Source organism: Streptomyces sp. NPDC049040 (assembly GCF_043197715.1).
Lineage (GTDB): Bacteria > Actinomycetota > Actinomycetes > Streptomycetales > Streptomycetaceae > Actinacidiphila.
The window spans coordinates 760,930-778,926 of sequence record NZ_JBICTO010000003.1 but is presented as its reverse complement, the minus strand read 5'-3'; the positions used below and the strand labels follow the sequence as shown (position 1 = coordinate 778,926).

General features: G+C 73.7%; 16 protein-coding genes and 2 rRNA genes. 14 read left to right on the top strand and 4 right to left on the bottom strand.

The annotated features are described in order from the left end of the window. The 4 genes from ACGFMP_RS12655 to ACGFMP_RS12640 all read left to right on the top strand — a co-directional run. A 23S ribosomal RNA gene (locus tag ACGFMP_RS12655) occupies window positions 1-94 on the top strand; the annotation flags it as partial. A 139-nt stretch (window positions 95-233) separates the two neighbouring features. Next, a 5S ribosomal RNA gene (rrf, locus tag ACGFMP_RS12650) occupies window positions 234-350 on the top strand. 277 nt (window positions 351-627) lie between these two features. Beyond that, window positions 628-1,881: a hypothetical protein gene (locus ACGFMP_RS12645; protein WP_393672120.1), complete on the top strand. Its 1,254-nt coding sequence runs from the start codon at window positions 628-630 to the stop codon at window positions 1,879-1,881. Beyond that, complete coding sequence (locus ACGFMP_RS12640) at window positions 1,881-2,774, top strand: hypothetical protein (protein ID WP_393672119.1); 894 nt, start codon at window positions 1,881-1,883, stop codon at window positions 2,772-2,774. The genes ACGFMP_RS12645 and ACGFMP_RS12640 overlap by 1 nt, the downstream gene beginning before the upstream one ends. A gap of 85 nt (window positions 2,775-2,859) precedes the next feature. Here the strand turns inward: ACGFMP_RS12640 and ACGFMP_RS12635 are convergent, their stop codons facing one another. Further along, window positions 2,860-4,173, bottom strand: coding sequence for a DUF1015 domain-containing protein (locus ACGFMP_RS12635; protein ID WP_393672117.1), 1,314 nt, complete (start codon window positions 4,171-4,173; stop codon window positions 2,860-2,862). Between the two features lie 75 nt (window positions 4,174-4,248). Here ACGFMP_RS12635 and ACGFMP_RS12630 point away from each other — a divergent pair, with 75 nt between their 5' ends. Further along, window positions 4,249-5,256 carry an HAD-IIA family hydrolase gene (locus ACGFMP_RS12630; RefSeq protein WP_393672116.1) on the top strand — a complete coding sequence of 336 codons (1,008 nt, stop codon included), beginning with the start codon at window positions 4,249-4,251 and terminating at the stop codon, window positions 5,254-5,256. A gap of 552 nt (window positions 5,257-5,808) precedes the next feature. Here the strand turns inward: ACGFMP_RS12630 and ACGFMP_RS12625 are convergent. Together ACGFMP_RS12625 and ACGFMP_RS12620 are read right to left on the bottom strand one after the other, a co-directional pair. Further along, window positions 5,809-6,609: a siderophore-interacting protein gene (locus ACGFMP_RS12625; RefSeq protein ID WP_393672115.1), complete on the bottom strand. Its 801-nt coding sequence runs from the start codon at window positions 6,607-6,609 to the stop codon at window positions 5,809-5,811. Between the two features lie 4 nt (window positions 6,610-6,613). Next, on the bottom strand, window positions 6,614-7,627 hold the full coding sequence (locus ACGFMP_RS12620; RefSeq protein WP_393672114.1) for an ABC transporter substrate-binding protein: 1,014 nt from the start codon (window positions 7,625-7,627) through the stop codon (window positions 6,614-6,616). 87 nt (window positions 7,628-7,714) lie between these two features. Here ACGFMP_RS12620 and ACGFMP_RS12615 point away from each other — a divergent pair, with 87 nt between their 5' ends. From ACGFMP_RS12615 to ACGFMP_RS12605, 3 genes are all read left to right on the top strand, one after another. Further along, window positions 7,715-8,797 carry a FecCD family ABC transporter permease gene (locus ACGFMP_RS12615; RefSeq protein WP_393672169.1) on the top strand — a complete coding sequence of 361 codons (1,083 nt, stop codon included), beginning with the start codon at window positions 7,715-7,717 and terminating at the stop codon, window positions 8,795-8,797. Continuing rightward, window positions 8,794-9,900 (top strand): FecCD family ABC transporter permease, encoded by a 1,107-nt coding sequence (locus tag ACGFMP_RS12610; protein WP_393672113.1) that lies wholly within the window; start codon window positions 8,794-8,796, stop codon window positions 9,898-9,900. Before ACGFMP_RS12615 ends, ACGFMP_RS12610 begins: the two co-directional genes overlap by 4 nt. A 131-nt stretch (window positions 9,901-10,031) precedes the next feature. Then, entirely contained in the window at window positions 10,032-10,943 is a 912-nt protein-coding gene (locus ACGFMP_RS12605; RefSeq protein WP_393672112.1) for an ABC transporter ATP-binding protein, read from the top strand. Here ACGFMP_RS12605 and ACGFMP_RS12600 read toward each other — a convergent pair. Further along, on the bottom strand, window positions 10,891-11,238 hold the full coding sequence (locus ACGFMP_RS12600) for an SCP2 sterol-binding domain-containing protein (protein ID WP_393672111.1): 348 nt from the start codon (window positions 11,236-11,238) through the stop codon (window positions 10,891-10,893). The genes ACGFMP_RS12605 and ACGFMP_RS12600 overlap by 53 nt on opposite strands. A gap of 164 nt (window positions 11,239-11,402) precedes the next feature. Here ACGFMP_RS12600 and ACGFMP_RS12595 point away from each other — a divergent pair, with 164 nt between their 5' ends. The 6 genes from ACGFMP_RS12595 (at window position 11,403) to ACGFMP_RS12570 (ending at window position 17,924) form a co-directional block, all read left to right on the top strand. Continuing rightward, on the top strand, window positions 11,403-12,740 hold the full coding sequence (locus ACGFMP_RS12595) for a hypothetical protein (RefSeq protein WP_393672110.1): 1,338 nt from the start codon (window positions 11,403-11,405) through the stop codon (window positions 12,738-12,740). Beyond that, the gene (locus ACGFMP_RS12590) at window positions 12,733-12,978 is read left to right on the top strand and encodes a hypothetical protein (protein WP_393672109.1); all 246 of its coding nucleotides are present in this window, start codon (window positions 12,733-12,735) and stop codon (window positions 12,976-12,978) included. Before ACGFMP_RS12595 ends, ACGFMP_RS12590 begins: the two co-directional genes overlap by 8 nt. 13 nt (window positions 12,979-12,991) lie before the next feature. Then, window positions 12,992-13,801: a TlyA family RNA methyltransferase gene (locus ACGFMP_RS12585; protein WP_393672168.1), complete on the top strand. Its 810-nt coding sequence runs from the start codon at window positions 12,992-12,994 to the stop codon at window positions 13,799-13,801. Between the two features lie 14 nt (window positions 13,802-13,815). Continuing rightward, a complete protein-coding gene (locus tag ACGFMP_RS12580) occupies window positions 13,816-14,712 on the top strand; it encodes an NAD kinase (protein WP_393672167.1) in 897 nt (298 codons plus the stop codon). Window positions 14,713-14,776: 64 nt separating this feature from the next. Beyond that, window positions 14,777-16,534 carry a DNA repair protein RecN gene (recN, locus tag ACGFMP_RS12575; RefSeq protein ID WP_393672108.1) on the top strand — a complete coding sequence of 586 codons (1,758 nt, stop codon included), beginning with the start codon at window positions 14,777-14,779 and terminating at the stop codon, window positions 16,532-16,534. Between the two features lie 559 nt (window positions 16,535-17,093). Beyond that, entirely contained in the window at window positions 17,094-17,924 is an 831-nt protein-coding gene (locus ACGFMP_RS12570; RefSeq protein WP_393672107.1) for a hypothetical protein, read from the top strand. Window positions 17,925-17,997: the final 73 nt, after the last annotated feature.

The window sequence follows — 17,997 nt, the reverse complement described above, 5'->3', positions numbered from 1 at the left end:
AGGCTCCCAGTAGACGACTGGGTTGATAGGCCGGATGTGGAAGCCCTGTAAGGGGTGGAGCTGACCGGTACTAATAGGCCGAGGGCTTGTCCTCATTTGCTCGCGTCCACTGTTTGGTTCCCGGGTTGCGAACAGTCGCACCGGTTGAACAGATTCACTTAACTGAAAAGTGTGCTTGTTCGCTTGGACTCTGTCGATGTCCCACCTGCGCGGTGGGGCGTACCCGATAGCGTTTCGGTGGTCATAGCGTTAGGGAAACGCCCGGTCACATTCCGAACCCGGAAGCTAAGCCTTTCAGCGCCGATGGTACTGCAGGGGGGACCCTGTGGGAGAGTAGGACACCGCCGAACAATCTTTCCAGACCCCTGGTCCTGGCCTAAGCGCTGGGACCAGGGGTCTTTTTGCATGGCGCGCACACAAAGCGCAGCTTCCCCGTGATTACGGGAGACTTGTACTACAGCAGCACGATTCGAGGAGTCACGTCGATGTCCAACTCGCCTGAAGACCGGCCCGAGCGTCCCGAACGCCGGGACTCGCGCCCGAACGGCGGTGGCGACCGCGGGGGTTACCGCAGTGGTGGCCCGCGAAGGGACGGCGACCGTCCCAGCGGTGGCGGTTTCCGCCGCGATGACCGACGTGACGATCGTCCTCGTGACGACCGGCGTGACGACCGTCCGCGTGGTCCGCGTCGTGAGGGTGACCGTCCCGGTGGCAGTGGCGGCGGCTTCCGTCGTGACGGCGACCGTCCCGGTGGCGGCGGTGGCGGTTTCCGCGGTAACGACCGCCCGCGCTACGACCGCCCGGCCGGCGGTGGCGGCGGCGGCGGTGGTTTCCGTCGTGACGACCGTCCCGGTGGTGACCGTCCGCGCTTCAACGGCCCGCGTGACGACAGGCCCCGCGATGACCGGCGTGATGACCGTCCGCGTGGTCCGCGTCGTGACGGTGACCGTCCCGGCGGCAGCGGCGGCGGTTTCCGCCGCGACGACCGCCCGGCCGGCGGCGGCTTCCGCCGCGATGACCGTCCCGGTGGTGACCGTCCGCGCTTCAACGGCCCGCGGGACGACCGACCGCGCTATGACCGTCCGCGTGACGACCGTCCTCGCGACGATCGCCCGCGTGATGACAGGCCGCGTTTCGACCGCCCCCGTGACGATCGTCCGCGCTACGAGGACCGGCGTGATGACCGTCCGCGTGGTCCGCGTCGTGACGGTGACCGTCCCGGCGGCAGCGGCGGCGGTTTCCGCCGCGACGACCGCCCGGCCGGCGGCGGCTTCCGCCGTGACGACCGTCCCGGTGGTGACCGTCCGCGCTTCAACGGTCCCCGCGACGACCGTCCCCGCGACGACCGGCCCCGCTTCAACGGCCCGCGTGACGACAGGCCCCGTTACGACCGTCCCCGCGACGACCGTCCCGGCTACGACCGGCCGAGGGACGACCGTCCCCGTGACGACCGCCCGCGCTACGACCGTCCGCGTGACGACAGGCCGTCCCGTGACGACAGGCCGCGTTTCGACCGCCCGCGTGACGATCGCCCGCGTGGGCCGCGCCGCGAGGACGACCGTGGCGGCTTCCGCCGCGACGACCGTCCGCGTGACGACAGGCCGTCGCGTGATGACAGGCCGCGTTTCGACCGCCCCCGTGACGATCGCCCGCGCTACGACGACCGGCGTGACGACCGCCCGCGCGGCCCGCGCCGTGACGACGACCGTCCCCGTGACGACCGCGGCTTCGGCCGGCGGCCCGCCGTCGAGGGCCGCGGCCGGTTCGAGAACCGGGGCGGCCGGGACGACCGGCGCGAGGAGCGGGAGCCGGTACGCCGGCTGCCCATCCCCGACGAGGTCACCGGTCACGAGATCGACCCGAGCGTGCGGCAGGAGCTGATGAGCCTGCCCAAGACGCTCGCCGACGACGTGGCGCGCAACCTCGTCATGGTGGCCCGGCTGCTGGACGAGGAGCCGGAGCAGGCGTACGCGTACTCGCGGATCGCGCTGCGGCTCGCCTCGCGCGTGGCGGCCGTACGGGAGGCGGCGGGCTTCGCCTCGTACGCCAGTGAGCGCTATGCCGAGGCGCTCGCCGAATTCCGCGCCACCCGGCGGATGACCGGCACGGTGGACCTGTGGCCGGTGATGGCGGACTGCGAGCGCGGCCTGGGCCGCCCGGAGCGCGCCCTGGAGATGGCGGGCGCGCCCGAGGTGCACAAGCTCGACAAGGCGGGCCAGGTCGAGATGCGCCTGGTCGCCGCGGGCGCCAGGCAGGACATGGGCCAGGCGGAAGCGGCGGTCGTGACGCTCCAGAGCTCGGAGCTGGCGTCCAACGCCGTGCACCCGTGGACCGCGCGGCTGCGGTACGCGTACGCCGACGCGCTGCTCGCGGTGAACCGTGAGCCCGAGGCGCGCGAGTGGTTCGCGAAGGCGCTCGAGGCCGACCAGAACGGTACGACCGACGCGTCCGACCGCCTTGCGCAGCTGGACGGCGTGGAGTTCGTGGACGCCTTCGACGACGCGGACGAGGACGAGGTGGCGGACGAGGAGAAGTCCGGCGCCGCGGACGCCTCCGACACGGCCGACGACGCGGATGCCGACGACATCGACGAGCAGGACGACGATGGCGCCGACGACCAGGATGAAGACGACGAGGACGACGACGAAACCGACTCGGAGGCGCCCGCTGCGGACGCCGCCGGGGACAAGGACGTCGATCTGACCGACGAGGCGGACCCGTCGTCCTTCCTCGACTCGCCGTTCCGCGAGCCGGCGCCGGGCGAGAAGGACTGACCGGATCGGTGAGGCAAGGGGAGGGAGGCACCCGCGGATTCGCGGGTGCCTCCCTCCCCTTCTTTGCGTTTGCGTGCCGTGCAGGTCAGTCCAGGTCGAGGCTCCGTATCACCAGTCCGCCGGCCGGCTTCGGGCCGAAGGACGTCGACTTGCGCGGCATCATGACGCCCTGCCGGGCGAGTTCCAGGACGACCTGTTCGTGCACCGGGTGCATCAGGACCGCCGTACCCGCGTGCCTTTCGGCCTGTTCGACGGCGGCGTCGGCCGCATGGATGTAGCGGATGTCGTCGGGCGAGTCGGGGATCCGCCAGACGTGGTCGAGCAGCAGGGTGTGCAGGACGGTGGCGTCCAGGCGCCGCCATGGCGTCGGCCGCCCGGTGGGGACGTGGGCGTCGAGCGGGCCGGGCTCCGGCCGGTCCAGGAGGTGGAAGCCGCCGTCGCCGGCCAGGACGAAGGCGTTGCCGTCGGCCGCGGCCTCGGCGAGCACGTCCAAGGCGGTGTCGAGGGTGTGGCCGGGCAGCGCGCGTACCCGGAAGAACGGGCGGGCGGTGTCGAGGGCGCGGTCGAGCGGCAGGCGTTGCAGGACGCGGTGGATGGCGCGTACCCGCAGCGGGTGTCGGGCGGTGTCGACCAGCAGGACGAGGCCGTGGTCCCAGGGGGTGCCCGGCGGGTGCGCGGCCTGGAGCCTGCGGTAGGTGGCCCAGCGGTGGTGGCCGTCGGCGATCAGTGCCTGGCGGCCCGCAAGATCGGCGTCGATGGCGGCGATCTCGGCCGGCTCGGTCAGCGACCACAGGCGGTGGTGGACGCCGTCCTCGGTGGTCGTGTCGAGCAGCGGCTCGCAGGTGGTCGCGGTCCTTTCGACGAGGGCCGCGGTCGCGTCGCCGTCGCGGTAGGCGAGCAGCAGGGGTTCGAGGTTGGCGCGGGTGGCGCGCATCAGGGCCGCGCGGTCGGCGACCGGGCCCGGCATCACGTCCTCGTGGGGCAGCACCACGCCGTCCTCCGGCGGGGTGAGCCGCAGCGCGCCGATGACGCCGCGTTGCAGGTGGTCCCCGTCGCGCTGCTCGTAGACGTAGAGGGCGGGCCGCGGGTCGGCGGCCAGCACGCCCTCGGCCCGCCATGCGGCGAGCGTGCGGGCGGCCTTGCCGTGCCGTGCGGCGGGCGTCTCGGCGTCGGGGAGGATGAGGCGGACCACGTTGTACGGGTCGGCCGTCTCCAGATGGCGCTGCCCGTCGGGGCGGACCACGACGTCGTACGGCGGAGAGGTGACCGCCGCGAGGCTGCCGACGCGTTCCGCGACATACCGCAGGCCGCGGAAAGGGGCCAAGCGCAAGCCCTGCTCACGGCCAGGACCCGGGTGGGTTCCGGAATCGGGTCCTGGGTGGGGACCGGGAGTGCTCATCAGCGCATGGTACGTCCGGCGTCCGCGATGGGGGATGATCGAGATGACGTCGACCTACGAGGAGCGAGCCCGCCCATGACCCACCGGACCAGTCCGAGCGGCAGCGAGCAGCCGCTCGACACCGCGTACGACACGGCGCTGCTCGACCTCGACGGAGTCGTCTACGCAGGCGGCGACGCCATCGCCCACGCGGTGGACTCGCTCACCGCGGCCCGTTCCGACGGGATGCGGCTCGCCTACGTCACCAACAACGCCGCGCGTACGCCGCAGGCCGTCGCGGAACACCTCAGCCGGCTCGGCGTGCCCGCAGAGACCGAGGACGTCATCACCTCCGCGCAGGCCGTCGCCCGGCTCATCGCCGACCAGGTGCCGGCCGGGGCGAAGGTCCTCGCGGTGGGCGGCGAAGGCCTTTTCGCGGCGCTGCGCGAACGCGGCCTCCAGCCGGTGGAGTCCGCGGACGACGGGCCGGCGGCGGCCGTGCAGGGCTACGGGCCCGAGCTGCGCTGGTCGCAGCTCGCGGAGATGGCCCACGCGGTGAACGCCGGGGTGCCGTGGTTCGCGTCCAACACCGACCTCACCATCCCCACGGCACGCGGGGTCGCCCCGGGGAACGGCGCCGCCGTCCAGGCCGTGCGGTACGCGACCGGCCGCGAGCCGCAGGTGGCGGGCAAGCCGCAGCCGCCGATGCACCGGGAGACGGTGCTCAGGACGGGGGCTCGGCGCCCCCTTGTCGTCGGGGACCGGCTCGACACGGACATCGAGGGGGCCAACGCCTCGGGCGTGGACTCGCTGCTGGTCCTGACCGGGGTCTCCACCGCGGCCGAGCTGGTCGCGGCGCCGCCGGAGCACCGGCCGACCTATGTCGCGGCCGACCTGCGGGGGCTGCTCACCCCGCACCCGCCCGTCACCTGGGACGGCTCCCAGGCCCACTGCGGCGGATGGACCGCCGACTCCGCTCTCGAGCTCACCGGTTCCGGCGAACCCCTCGACGGGCTCCGCGCCCTCTGCCGCGCCGCCTGGTCCCGCACCGACGACACCCCCGCCCCCGACCCGGCCAAGGCCCTCTCCCACCTCAACCTCTGACCTCCACCGCACCGCAGGGGCACCCCCTGAGGGGTGCGAGGAACGGCGCGAGCAGCCACGACGGCGCGACACAAGCAGCGCCGCCTGAGGGGGCACCCCCTGAGGGGCGCGAGGAACCACGACGGCGCGGCGCAAGCGGCGCCACCGCAAGCGGCACCCCCTGAGGGGTGCGAGGAACCACGACGAACCGCAGGTGTGCCGGCGGCCGCAAGTGGCACCCCCTGAGGGGTGCGAGGAACCACGACGAACCGCAGGTGTGCCGGCGGCCGCAAGTGGCACCCCCTGAGGGGTGCGAGGAACGGCGCGAGGAACCACGACGAACCGCAGGTGTGCCGGCGGCCGCAAGTGGCACCCCCTGAGGGGTGCGAGGAACGGCGCGAGGAACCACGACGGCGCGGCACAAGCAGCGCCACCGCAAGCGGCACCCCCTGAGGGGCGCGAGGAACGGCGCGAGCAGCCACGACGGCGCGGCGCAAGCGGCGCCACCGCAAGGGGCACCCCCCGAGGGGTCGCGAGGAACAGCGCGCGCACCCCGGGCGGCCGGGGGAGGGCTCAGGTCACCGAAAGCAGGGCGTCCTCCGAGCTCCCCCGGCGCCAGTAGCCGGCGAAGGCGACCGCGGGCCGGGGGAAGCCGCGGCTCCCCACGAGGTGCCGCCTGACGTCGCGGACGAGCGCGGCTTCGCCGGCCAGCCAGGCGTAGGGCGTGCCCGGCGGCAGGTCGGCCGCGGCGACGGCTTCGGGGAGGGCGGCGGGCCGGGTCACCCAGGTGACATCGGCCTGGCACTTCGTGGGGAGCGCGATGCGGTCCCCGGGGTCGCCGACCGACACCCAGGCCTTGACCACGGTGCCGGCCGGCAGCCACTCCAGGATGCCGGCGACCGCGGGCAGCGCCGTCTCGTCGGCGCACAGCAGGACCCAGTCGGTGCCGTCCGGCGGCTGGAAGTCGACCCCGCCGTTGTCGGGTACGACGGGCGCCAAGAGGGTGACCCTGTCCCCGGGCACGGCCCTGTTCGCCCACCGCGAGGCGGGTCCGGTGTCGCCGTGCAGGGCGAAGTCGATGTCGACTTCGACCGGTTCGCTGCGCACATCGCGAACCGTGTACGTCCGCATGACGCCGCGCACTTCGGGGTCGAGGGCGCGCCAGCGCGGGTACCAGTCGATGTCGAGGACGTCGGGCAGGATGGGCCGTTCCTGCCCGTCCTGTGGCAGGAAGAGCTTGAGCCGCTGGTCCCGCCCGCCGCTGACGACGCGGGAGAGCCCCGGCCCGCCGAGCACGACCCGCAGCAGCGTGGCGGACAGCCGCCGGGTGCGCAGCACGTGTACGTCGAAGAAGTCGTAGGTGGGCTCCGGCACGGCGTCAGCTCACCTTCTTCGCACCGGCGATCGCCTTGGTGAGGGCTTCGAGCTGGTCGGCGCACTTGGCGTAGGAGAAGATCGGCTCGCTGGGCCAGCCGTATATCTGCCCTGCCTTGACGGCGGGCAGCTGCGTCCAGGTGGGCCGCCCGGTCAGGTCCTTCGGCTGGATGGTGGCCGAGCGGTTGTCGAGCATGATGACGTCGGCCTTGTACTTGCCGGCGTTCTCCCAGCTGAGGGTCTCGAAGAAGCCGCCTTCGACCTTGTCGGGGACGATGAAGTCGACGCCGAGGCTCTTGTAGTACGTCAGGTCGGCGGCGGACGACGGGGTGGAGACGTAGAAGGACTCGGCGCTGGCGGAGGTGGCCATCACCGTGATGCCGCCTGAGGCCTTGGCCGCGGCGCGCAGGCCGGCCGACGCGGTCTCGAAGCGGGCCTTGGCGGCGGCGTTGGCGGTGGACCGCATGTCGGCGCCGAGGGCTTCGGCGAGTTCGGCGTAGCGCTGCAGGGGCGTGGTGAGCGGGACGCCCGCCACGTTGATGCCGGCGCTGGGGGCGATGCCGAGGATCTTCGCGGTGCTCTGCTCGGGCACGTACCAGAGGGACTTGGGGTCGTACATGTGGCTGATGAGCAGGCCGGGGGCGAGCGCGGCGTACTTCTCGATGTTGAACTCGCCCCAGACGTTGCCGATCACGGTGACCTTGCCCACGTCGAGGTCGCCGGCCTGCGCGTCGGGGGAGCCGTCCTTGAGCTTGGTGGGGCCGAAGACGCCGGTGCACTCGACCCCGTAGTCGTGCAGCGCCGCGGCGGAGCCGATGTAGGCGACCAGGTCGGCGGGCGTGCGACCGAGCTTCACCGTGGTCTTGCGGTCGTCGGTGAAGGAGAAGGGTCCGGCGGACGGCTTCGCGCCGGCGGGGGCGGCCTCGGAGTCCGAGTCCGAGCCGGAGCCGCCGCAGGCGGCGAGCAGGGCGCCGGCACCGAGGGCGCCGCCGGCGGCGAGCACGCCTCGGCGGGACATTCCGGACATGGCGGGGAAACGGGAGGAGTTCATGGTGGAGCGCCGCTCTGCTTGGAGGGGAGATAGCGAGGTTAGGCTAACCTAACCATCGTGCTGGTTGACCACGACTCCCCACCTGCCCCCGCCGCGCGCAAGCCCGCAGGCGAACCCGCCCCGCCGTCGTCCGGCCCCCCGGCCCGTACGAACACCGCACGGGCCGCGGGACTGCTGGCCGCCACGGGGCTGCTGCTCGCCGTCGCCGTGGCGAGCATCGCGATCGGCGCCAAGGACGTCCCGCTCGACCAGGTCTGGCACGGGCTGTTCCACTACGCCGGCACCGACGACGACGTGGTGATACGCAAACTGCGGCTGCCCCGCACCCTGCTCGGCCTGATGGTCGGCGCCGCCCTCGGGGTCGCGGGCGCGGCCATGCAGGCCCTCACCCGAAATCCGCTCGCCGACCCCGGCCTGCTCGGCGTCAACGCGGGCGCCGCCGCGGCCGTCGTCACCGCCATCAGCTTCCTCGGCGTCAGCTCGCCCGCCGCCTGGGTGTGGTTCGCGCTGGCCGGGGCCGCCGTCGTCTCGGTGCTGGTCTACGTGGTCGGCGGCAGCAGGTCCGCCACGCCCGTACGCCTCGCGCTCGCCGGGACCGCGGTCACCGCGCTGCTCCAGGGCTGGAGCAGCGCCGTGCAGCTCACCGACAGCGTGGCCCTCGACCGGATGCGCTTCTGGCAGGTCGGCTCGCTGGCCTCCGCCGACATGGCGACCGTGCGCAGGATCGCGCCCTTCCTGCTGGCCGGCGCCCTGCTGGCGATGGCGACTGCCCGCCCGCTCAACGCCATCGCGCTCGGCGACGACACCGCCCGCGGCCTCGGCGCCCGGCTGACGTCGACCCGGGTGCTGGTGATGGCCGCCATCACCCTGCTGTGCGGGGCGGCCACCGCGGCCTGCGGGCCGATCGTCTTCATCGGCCTGATGGTCCCGCACGTCGTACGCGGCATCACGGGCCCCGACATGCGCTGGATCCTGCCCTACGCCGCGGTGCTCTCGCCCGTACTGCTGCTCGGCTCCGACGTGCTGGGCCGGCTGCTCACCCGGCCGGCGGAACTCCAGGTCGGCATCGTCACCGCCGTCATCGGCGGCCCGGTCTTCATCGCGCTGGTGCGCCGCAGAAGGATGGCGGAGCTGTGACCCGCTTCACGACCAGCGACACGACCAGCGACACGACCCGTGGCCGGACCGCGGGGACCACCGTGCCGCGCGGCACCGTCGTACGCACCGCCCGCGGCGGGCTGTCGCTGCGGTTCGACCGGCGGTCCGCCGCGGTCGGCACCGGACTGCTCCTCGTCGCGCTCGCCGCCGCCGTGGTGCTCGTCGGCACCGGCGACTACACCATCGCCCCGGCCGACGTGCTGCGCACGCTCACCGGCCACGGCACCGCCGGCCAGGAGTTCATCGTCCGTCAGCTGCGGCTGCCCCGGGTCGTGGTGGCACTGCTGGTCGGGGCCGCCCTCGGCATGGCGGGCGCCGCCTTCCAGACCGTCGCGCGGAACCCGCTGGGCAGCCCCGACGTCATCGGCTTCGGCCAGGGCTCCGCGGCAGGCGCGCTCGTCGTGATCGTCCTGCTGCACGGCTCGTCGTACGAGGTCGCCGCGGGCGCGGTGGCCGGCGGCCTGCTCACAGGACTCGCCGTCTACGCGCTGGCGTGGAAGCGCGGGGTGCAGGGCTACCGTCTCGTGCTGGTCGGCATCGGCGCCTCGGCGGTGCTCGCCGCGGTCAACAGCTACCTGCTGGTGAAGGCGAACCTGGTGGACGTCGCCAGGGCCGTCGTCTGGATCACCGGCTCCCTCGACGGCCGGGACTGGGACCAGGTGTGGCCGCTGCTGGCCGTCTGCGCGGTCCTGATGCCCGTACTGCTCGGACAGGGCAGGGCGTTGCGTATCACCGAGATGGGCGACGACGCGGCCAGCGCCCTCGGGGTGCGCGTCGAACGGGTCCGGCTGATCGCTGTCCTGTCCGCGGTCCTGCTCACCGCCGCCGCGACCGCCGCCGCGGGACCCGTCGCCTTCATCGCCCTCACCGCGCCCCAGCTCGCCCGCCGGCTGACCCGGTCGCCCGGCGTCGGACTGCTGCCGTCCGCCGTGATGGGCGCCGCCTTGCTGGTGCTCGCCGACCTGGCGGCGCAACGGGTGTTCGGATCCGGGCAGGTGCCCGTCGGGGTGGCCACCGGCGTGCTCGGCGGCGGCTACCTGCTCTGGCTCCTGGTCAGCGAGCGCCGGGCGGGCAGGATATGAGCCCCCGCGGAACCGGCCCCCGCGGAACCGTCCCCCGCACCGGCACCGGCACCGGCGCGCCGCGGCAGCGGCCGTGGCGGCACATCGACGTGACGACATCTCCACCGAACGACCCTCCCGGGAGCACCGCCATGACCAGCCGCAATGCCGACACATCGACCGAGGGACCACGCCTGCGGGCCGACGGGGTGACCCTCGGATACGACCAGCGGATCATCGCGGAGCGGCTGAGTGTCGACATACCCGACCACTCCTTCACCGTCGTCGTCGGACCCAACGCCTGCGGCAAGTCGACATTGCTGCGCGCGCTGGCCCGGCTGCTCAAGCCCACGCAGGGCAGGGTGCTGCTGGACGGGCGGGCGATCGGCAGCCTGCCGGCCAAGTCGGTCGCCAGGACCCTGGGACTGCTCCCCCAGAGCTCGGTCGCGCCCGACGGCATCACGGTTGCCGCACTGGTGGCCCGCGGCCGCTACCCGCACCAGGGCCTGCTGCGGCAGTGGTCGGCGCAGGACGAGCGGGTCGTCGGCGAGGCGATGGCCGCCACCGGTGTCGCGGAGCTGGCCGACCGCCAGGTCGACGAACTGTCCGGCGGCCAGCGGCAGCGGGTGTGGATCGCCATGGCCCTGGCCCAGCAGACACCGCTGCTGCTGCTCGACGAGCCGACCACGTACCTGGACATCCAGCACCAGATCGACGTCCTCGACCTGTGCGCTGGGCTGCACGAGGAGGGCGGGCGCACCCTCGTCGCCGTACTGCACGACCTCAACCAGGCCGCGCGCTACGCCACCCACCTGATCGCCATGCGCGACGGGCGGATCGAGGCGGAGGGCCCGCCCGGCGACATCATCACCGCGGAAATGGTCGAACGGGTCTTCGGGGTGCGCTGCCGGATCATCGAGGACCCGGAGAGCGGCACACCGCTCGTGATACCTGCGGCGCGCCGGACCGCCAGGCCCGCGACGGTCCGGGGGAACGGCCCGCAGGCCGCCCTCACAGCAGCGAGCGCAGCCGCAACACGTCCCGCAGCCCGCCCTGCACCTTGACCCGCCCGCTGCCCCACGCCTTGGCGAAGCTCAGCTCACCGCCGACCATCGCGACCAGGTCGTCCCCCGACATCGCCAGCCGGATCTGCGCCTTCTCGGACGGCGCGCCCGGCACGGCGACCACATCGGTGATCGTGCCATCCGCGAGCCGGCCCACGAAAGTGATGTCCAGATCGGTGATCCGGCAGCTCAGCGACCGGTCGAAGGCGAGGCCCGAACGGACGTCGCCCTCCGCCCGCGCCATGCTCAGGGACAGGTGGTCGAGTGCGGTGCGGCACTCCTCGATGGTGGCCATCTGCGCGGTCTCTCCGGGTTGAACGGTACGTCCGGACGACGGTACCGCAGGGCAGGGTCAACGGGCCGCGGCGGCCGAAGGCGGTAGCGTCATGACCACGGTGGTCCGCGCTGCGGTCCGCCGGGTGAACGACGAGTCAACGGGCGAGGCGAGGAGTGAAAGCGATGCGGGACGCGCTGCGTACCTGTCTGCAGATCGCGGGCGGCCTGACCGAGGCCACCCGCCGCCGTACGGTCGACGCGGCCAGGGAGCTGCTCGACCAGACCGGGATCGACGTCGATGCCGTCCAGCGGAAGATCGGTTCGTCCATCCCGGCGGAGGTTCAGACCCTCGCCGACGAGCTGATGGCCACCGGACGGGCCAACCGCGACCTCCTCCTCGGACTGATCCGTGAGGAAGTCGACAAGGCGATGGGCCGCGTCGGCCGGGTCGCGGACGAGGTGACGAAGGTCGGCGTCGTGCTGGAGACCCTCGAACGCCGCATCCGCAACCTGGAGTCGACCGAAACGGAGGAGGGTGCCGAGGCGGGTGCCGGTGGCCGTACCGCGGCGCCCAAGGCACCGCCGCGCGAGCCCGCACCGCCGGTGCAGCACGTACGCGTCGACGCCGAGCCGCCCGCGGCGGCGCGCAGGGCCGCCGCCAAGGAGGCGGCGGGCGCGAAGAAGACCGCCCCGCCGGCGAAGAAGGCCGCGCCGGCCAAGAAGTCCGCCGCGCCCGCCGGGAAGAAGGCCGCCGCGCCCGCGAAGAAGGCCGCCGCCGCGGCCAAGAAGGCGCCGGCGGCACGTAAGTCGGCTGCGGCGAAGAAGGCCACCACCACCAAGTCGGCGGCCGCCCACAGGACCACGGCGACCCGGAAGACGGCGGCGGCGGCCCGGAAGTCGACCGCAACCGCGGGTATGGGCGCACCCGCACCGACGCCGGCCACGCCGACCGCGAACCCCACCCGGGTCACCACGCCCGGCGCCAAGAAGACCGCCACGAAGCGCGCCCCGGCGAAGAAGGCCGCCACCGACGCTCCCGCGCCGATCCAGCCTTCCGTCGACGCTCCGGTCGCGAAGAGGGCCGCCCCGGCCAAGAAGACCGCTGCCGATACCCCTGCGGTGAAGAAGACTGCCGACGCCGCTCCGGTCGCGAAGAGGGCCGCCCCGGCCAAGAAGGCCGCGGCCGATACCCCTGCGGCGAAGAAGACCGCCGCCGACGCTCCGGTCGCGAAGAGGGCTGCTCCGGCCAAGAAGGCCGCGGCCGATATCCCTGCGGTGAAGAAGACTGCCGACGCCGCTCCGGTCGCGAAGAAGGCCCCGGCCAAGAAGTCCGCCGACGCCTCGGCGGTGCGGAAGGCAGCTGCCGATGCTCCCGCGGTGAAGAAGGCGACGGCCGACTCTTCCGCCGTGAAGAAGGCGGCGGCGAAGAAGGCCCCCGCCAAGAAGGCTGCCGACGCCTCCCCGGCGAAGAAGGCCGTGGCGAAGAAGACCGGGTCTGCCGAGGCGAACGGCAATGAGTGAAGCGGCCGCCGAGCCCGGCGCGTACGGTGAGCCGCCTGCGGCCGCAGACGACACCCCGATACGGCCGGAGCCGCTGGGGGTGACCGTCGCCCCGACGGGGAATGCTGACGTCGACGCGGCGATCGGCCGCCTCGCCGACGCCGACGAAATGCCGACGCAGTCGCACATCGAGGTGTACGAGGATGTGCACAGCGGGCTGCGGGACGCGCTCGCCGCGCTGGACGAGAACAGGAGCTGAACCGTACGTGGCAGTGGCACGACGCCGACTCGACGCCGAGCTGGTGCGCCGGAAACTCGCGCGCTCCCGTGAGCACGCAAGCCAGTTGATCGCCGCGGGCCGGGTGACCGTGGGCGGGGCGACCGCCACCAAGCCCGCGACCCAGGTGGAGACGTCGGCCGCTTTGGTGGTGGCCGAAGGCGGGGACGATCCCGACTACGTGTCGCGCGGCGGCCACAAGCTGGCCGGCGCGCTGGCCGCCTTCCAGCCCCTCGGGCTGGCCGTCGAGGGCCGCAGGGCGCTGGACGCGGGCGCCTCCACCGGCGGCTTCACCGATGTGCTGCTGCGTGCGGGCGCGGCGCAGGTGGTCGCGGTCGACGTCGGCTACGGACAGCTTGCCTGGTCGCTCCAGAGCGACCCGAGGGTCGTCGTCAAGGACCGCACGAACGTACGGGAGCTGACGCTCGACCACATCGACGGCAATCCCGTCGACCTGGTCGTCGGCGACCTGTCGTTCATCCCGCTCGGCCTGGTGCTGCCCGCCCTGGTGCGCTGCGCGGGGCCGGACGCCGACCTGGTCCTGATGGTCAAACCGCAGTTCGAGGTGGGCAGGGAGCGGCTCGGCAGCGGCGGGGTGGTCCGCAGCCCGCAGTTGCGGGCCGAATGCGTGACGAAGGTCGCCGGGCAGGCGGCGGAGCTGGGCCTCGGGGTGCTCGGAGTCACGGCGAGCCCGCTTCCCGGGCCTTCGGGGAACGTGGAATATTTTCTGTGGCTGCGCGCCGGTGCGCCCGCGTTGGACCCGGCCGATGTCGACCGTGCTGTGGCGGAGGGGCCGAACCGGTGACCATCAAGAGCGACGTGCAGGACCGTACCGTCTTCCTGTTGGCCCACACCGGCAGGGCCGCCGCGATCCGCAGTGCCGAGCGGGTCGTCCAAGGCCTGTTGCGGTGCGGTATCGGTGTGCGCCTGCTCGCCGACGAGGCAGCCGACCTGCCGCTGCCCGAGTCCGTGGAGCAGGTCGCGGAGGCCGGGCCCGCGGCCGTCGAGGGCTGCGAGCTGATCATCGTGCTGGGCGGGGACGGGACGCTGCTGCGCGGCGCCGAGTTCGCCCGTGCCTCCGGTGTGCCGCTGCTCGGCGTCAACCTCGGCCGGGTCGGCTTCCTCGCGGAGGCCGAGCGGGACGACCTCGACAAGGTCGTGGACCGGGTCGTCACCCGGGAGTACGAGGTCGAGGAGCGGATGACCCTCGACGTCCTCGTCCGCAACGACGGCCGCGTCGTGCACACCGACTGGGCGCTCAACGAGGCGTCGGTGGAGAAGGCGTCCAGGGAACGCCTGCTCGAAGTCGTCACCGAGGTCGACGGCCGCCCGGTGTCCCGCTTCGGCGGCGACGGCGTGGTCTGCGCGACCCCGACAGGATCCACCGCCTACGCCTTCTCCGCCGGCGGCCCCGTCGTCTGGCCGGAGGTCGAGGCACTGCTCATGGTCCCGATCAGCGCGCACGCGCTGTTCGCCAAACCGCTGGTGACCTCGCCGCGGTCGGTGCTCGCCGTCGAGGTGCAGCCGCAGACACCCAACGGGGTGCTGTGGTGCGACGGCCGCCGTACGGTCGAACTGCCCGCAGGGGCCAGGGTCGAGGTCAGGCGGGGGGCTGTTCCCGTCCGGCTGGCCCGGCTGCACCACGCCTCCTTCACCGACCGCCTGGTGGCGAAGTTCGCCCTCCCGGTGGCCGGCTGGCGCGGCGCTCCCTCGTGACGCACTGCTGAGCGAAAGACCATTGCCGGGGGGCGGGCGTCGCGCCGGGGCCGGGAAACCTCGTATGGTCGTATCCGTGTTGGAGGAAATGCGGATCCGGTCGCTGGGAGTCATCGAGGACGCCGTGGTGGAGCTGTCACCCGGCTTCACGGCGGTGACCGGCGAGACCGGTGCGGGCAAGACCATGGTCGTGACCAGCCTCGGCCTGCTGCTGGGCGGCCGGGCCGACCCTGCCCTGGTGCGGATCGGCGCGGGCTCCGCGGTCGTCGAGGGCCGGATAACGATGGCGCCGGACGCGCGTGCCGCGATCCGTGCGCAGGAGGCGGGAGCCGAGCTCGACGACGGTGCGCTGCTGATCAGCCGCACGGTGTCGGCCGAGGGCCGCTCCCGGGCGCACCTCGGCGGGCGTACCGTCCCGGTCGGGCTGCTCGCCGAACTCGCCGACGACCTGGTCGCCGTCCACGGCCAGACCGACCAGCAGGGCCTGCTGCGGCCGGCCAGGCAGCGCGAGGCGCTCGACCGCTACGCCGGGCACGTCGTGGTCGTGGCACTGGAGAAGTACGGGGCCGCCTACCGCAGGCTGCGCGAGATCGCCTCGGAGCTCACCGAGCTGACCACCAGGGCCAGGGAACGCGCCCAGGAAGCCGACCTGCTGCGCTTCGGCGTCGAGGAGGTCTCCGCCGCCGAACCCCAGCCGGGGGAGGACGCCGAACTCTCGGCAGAGGCGGAACGCCTCGGGCACGCCGAAGCGCTCGCGTCCGCCGCGACCCTCGCGCACGCCGCACTGGCGGGAAACCCCGAGGACCCCGAGGGAGTGGAGGCCGGCACGCTCGTCGCCGGCGCCCAGCGTGCGCTGGACTCCGTCGCCGCCCACGACCAGGAGCTGGCCGCGCTCGCCGCCCGGCTGGGCGAGATCGGCATCCTGCTCGGTGACGTGGCAGGCGAACTCGCCGGCTACGCCGACAACCTCGACGCCGATCCGCTGCGGCTCGCCGCGGTCGAGGAACGCCGGGCCGTCCTCGCGCACCTGGTACGGAAATACGGCACCGACATCGACGCGGTCCTCGCCTGGGCCGGGCAGAGCGCCGCGCGGCTCGCCGAGCTGGAAGGCGACGACGACCGCATCGGCGAACTCACCGCCGAGCGGGACGCGCTGCGCGCCGAGCTGAGCGGCCTGGGCCAGCACCTCACCGACCTCCGTACCGAAGCGGCGGACCGCTTCGCCACCGCCGTCACCGCCGAGCTGGCCGAGCTGGCCATGCCGCACGCCCGGGTCACCGTCGCCATCCGGCAGACGGAGGTCCCGGAGGCCGACGCCGAATCCGGCATCGAGATCGACGGGCGGGCCGTCGCGTACGGCCCGGCCGGTGCGGACGAGGTCGAGCTGCTGCTCGCCCCGCACCCCGGCAGCCCTGCCCGGCCGATCGCGAAGGGGGCCTCAGGGGGTGAGCTGTCCCGGGTGATGCTCGCGGTCGAGGTGGTCTTCGCCGGATCCGACCCGGTGCCCACGTACCTGTTCGACGAGGTGGACGCCGGGGTCGGCGGCAAGGCCGCGGTCGAGGTCGGGCGGCGCCTCGCGCGGCTCGCGCGCAGCGCCCAGGTCGTGGTGGTCACCCACCTTCCGCAGGTCGCGGCATTCGCCGACCGGCAGCTGCTCGTCGAGAAGACGAGTGACGGGTCTGTCACCCGCAGCGGTGTCACCGTCCTGGAGGGTGAGGATCGCGTCCGCGAACTGTCCCGCATGCTTGCGGGCCAGGAGGATTCCGAGCTGGCTCGGGCCCATGCCGAGGAGTTGCTGGCCACGGCCCGCTCCTCGCAATAGCCTGCGGTTCGCTCGCGGGGCAGCCCGCGAGGTTCTGCGGGGTGTCACCGGCTCGGTGTGGCTGCTGGTGTCGTTTCCGGGCTGCCGGCCGGTGGGTGGTTGCTCGCGCCCCTTCCAGGGTGCCGTCTGCCGCGGGGGGTGAGCCCCGTGGTGGTGCGGGGTGTCGCCGGCCCCGGTGGGGGTGTTGGTGGTTGTTTCCGGGGCGTCGGGTGGGCGGGTGGTTGCTCGCGCCGTTCTCCCCCGGCGCCTCGGGTGGGGGTACCCCGAGGCGCCCCTTGGGGGTGTCGTCTGCCGCCGAGGGTGAGCCCTTTGAGGGTGCGGGGGTGTCACCGGCTCGGTGGGTGGGCTGCTGTCGTTTCCGGGGCGCCGGGTGGTGGTTGCTCGCGCCGTTCTCCCCGGGGCTTCGCCTGGGGTACCCCCAGGCGGCCCCCTCCAGGGTGCCGTCTGCCGCAGAGGGTGGGCCCCTGGGGGTGGGCGCGGGGGTCGTCAGTGGTGGGGGCCCGTGGTTGGGGGGCGGCGGGGGTGGGCAGGGTGGGCAGGGGGGAGCGGGGGAGTGGGCGTGAAGGCACAGAGTGGGCGGCTGTCCGTCGGGCTGGCCGCGGCCGGGGCCACCCGGGCCGCGTACGCGCAGCTGCGGCGGAGCCCGCCGGTCGAGCCGCGGATGTGGCGGCGTACGAATTACGCGGGCCGCGGTGTCGAGCTCTACGGCGGGCTGGCCGCCGCGGCCGGTGCGGCCACCGCCGTGGCCGCGGCACGCGGCCTGACGCTGCGCACCCGTCTCGCCGCTGTCGGCGCGGCGCTGGCGGCAGCGGCCTGCGGGGCGTACGACGACCAGCACGGCTCGCCCGCGGAACGCGGCTTCGGCACGCACATGAGGGCGTTGCGTGAGCTCCGCTTCACCCCGGGCGCGGTGAAGCTGTTCGGCATCGGCGCCGCCGGCCTCGCCGCCGGGGCGCTGCTCAAGGTGCACCCGGTCGACCGGGTGCTGGCCGGCGTGGTGATCGCCGGCACCGCCCACGCGGTGAACCTCGTGGGCGTGCGTCCCGGCCGCGCCGCCAAGGCGGTGATCGCGCTCGGCGCCCCGGGCCTGCTGCGCCGCGGCCCCGCGGCCCTGCTTGCCGCCGCCCCGGTCGGCGCGGCGGCCGCGGTGCTGCGTGACGACGTGAGCGAGCGGACGATGCTCGGCGACGCCGGCGCCCACGCGCTGGGCGCGGCACTGGGCGCCGCGACCGCCGTCGCGAACGGCAGGGCCGGGCTGCTGCTGCACGCGGCGGCGCTGGTCGCCGTGACCGCCGTGGGCGACCGGATCCCCACCGCGGGGTGGTTGTGGAGTGCCCCAGGGGTACGGCACGTTGACTCCTGGGGGCGGGTGGCACACCCGTATGGGTGATCCGGGACGCGGGTGAGCCGGTCGGACCGCCCCCGCGGCTGCCCCGCCCCTTGCGCGGCCTGGCATCCTGGAC

Excerpts from the sequence above, each read along its gene's own strand:
- ACGFMP_RS12645 (WP_393672120.1), top strand. The coding sequence starts at position 628 with ATGACCGACGTGACGATCGTCCTCGTGACGACCGGCGTGACGACCGTC.
- ACGFMP_RS12640 (WP_393672119.1), top strand. The coding sequence starts at position 1,881 with ATGAGCCTGCCCAAGACGCTCGCCGACGACGTGGCGCGCAACCTCGTC.
- ACGFMP_RS12635 (WP_393672117.1), bottom strand. The coding sequence starts at position 4,173 with ATGAGCACTCCCGGTCCCCACCCAGGACCCGATTCCGGAACCCACCCG.
- ACGFMP_RS12630 (WP_393672116.1), top strand. The coding sequence starts at position 4,249 with ATGACCCACCGGACCAGTCCGAGCGGCAGCGAGCAGCCGCTCGACACC.
- ACGFMP_RS12620 (WP_393672114.1), bottom strand. The coding sequence starts at position 7,627 with ATGTCCCGCCGAGGCGTGCTCGCCGCCGGCGGCGCCCTCGGTGCCGGC.
- ACGFMP_RS12605 (WP_393672112.1), top strand. The coding sequence starts at position 10,032 with ATGACCAGCCGCAATGCCGACACATCGACCGAGGGACCACGCCTGCGG.
- ACGFMP_RS12600 (WP_393672111.1), bottom strand. The coding sequence starts at position 11,238 with ATGGCCACCATCGAGGAGTGCCGCACCGCACTCGACCACCTGTCCCTG.
- ACGFMP_RS12595 (WP_393672110.1), top strand. The coding sequence starts at position 11,403 with ATGCGGGACGCGCTGCGTACCTGTCTGCAGATCGCGGGCGGCCTGACC.
- ACGFMP_RS12590 (WP_393672109.1), top strand. The coding sequence starts at position 12,733 with ATGAGTGAAGCGGCCGCCGAGCCCGGCGCGTACGGTGAGCCGCCTGCG.
- recN (WP_393672108.1), top strand. The coding sequence starts at position 14,777 with ATGGTCGTATCCGTGTTGGAGGAAATGCGGATCCGGTCGCTGGGAGTC.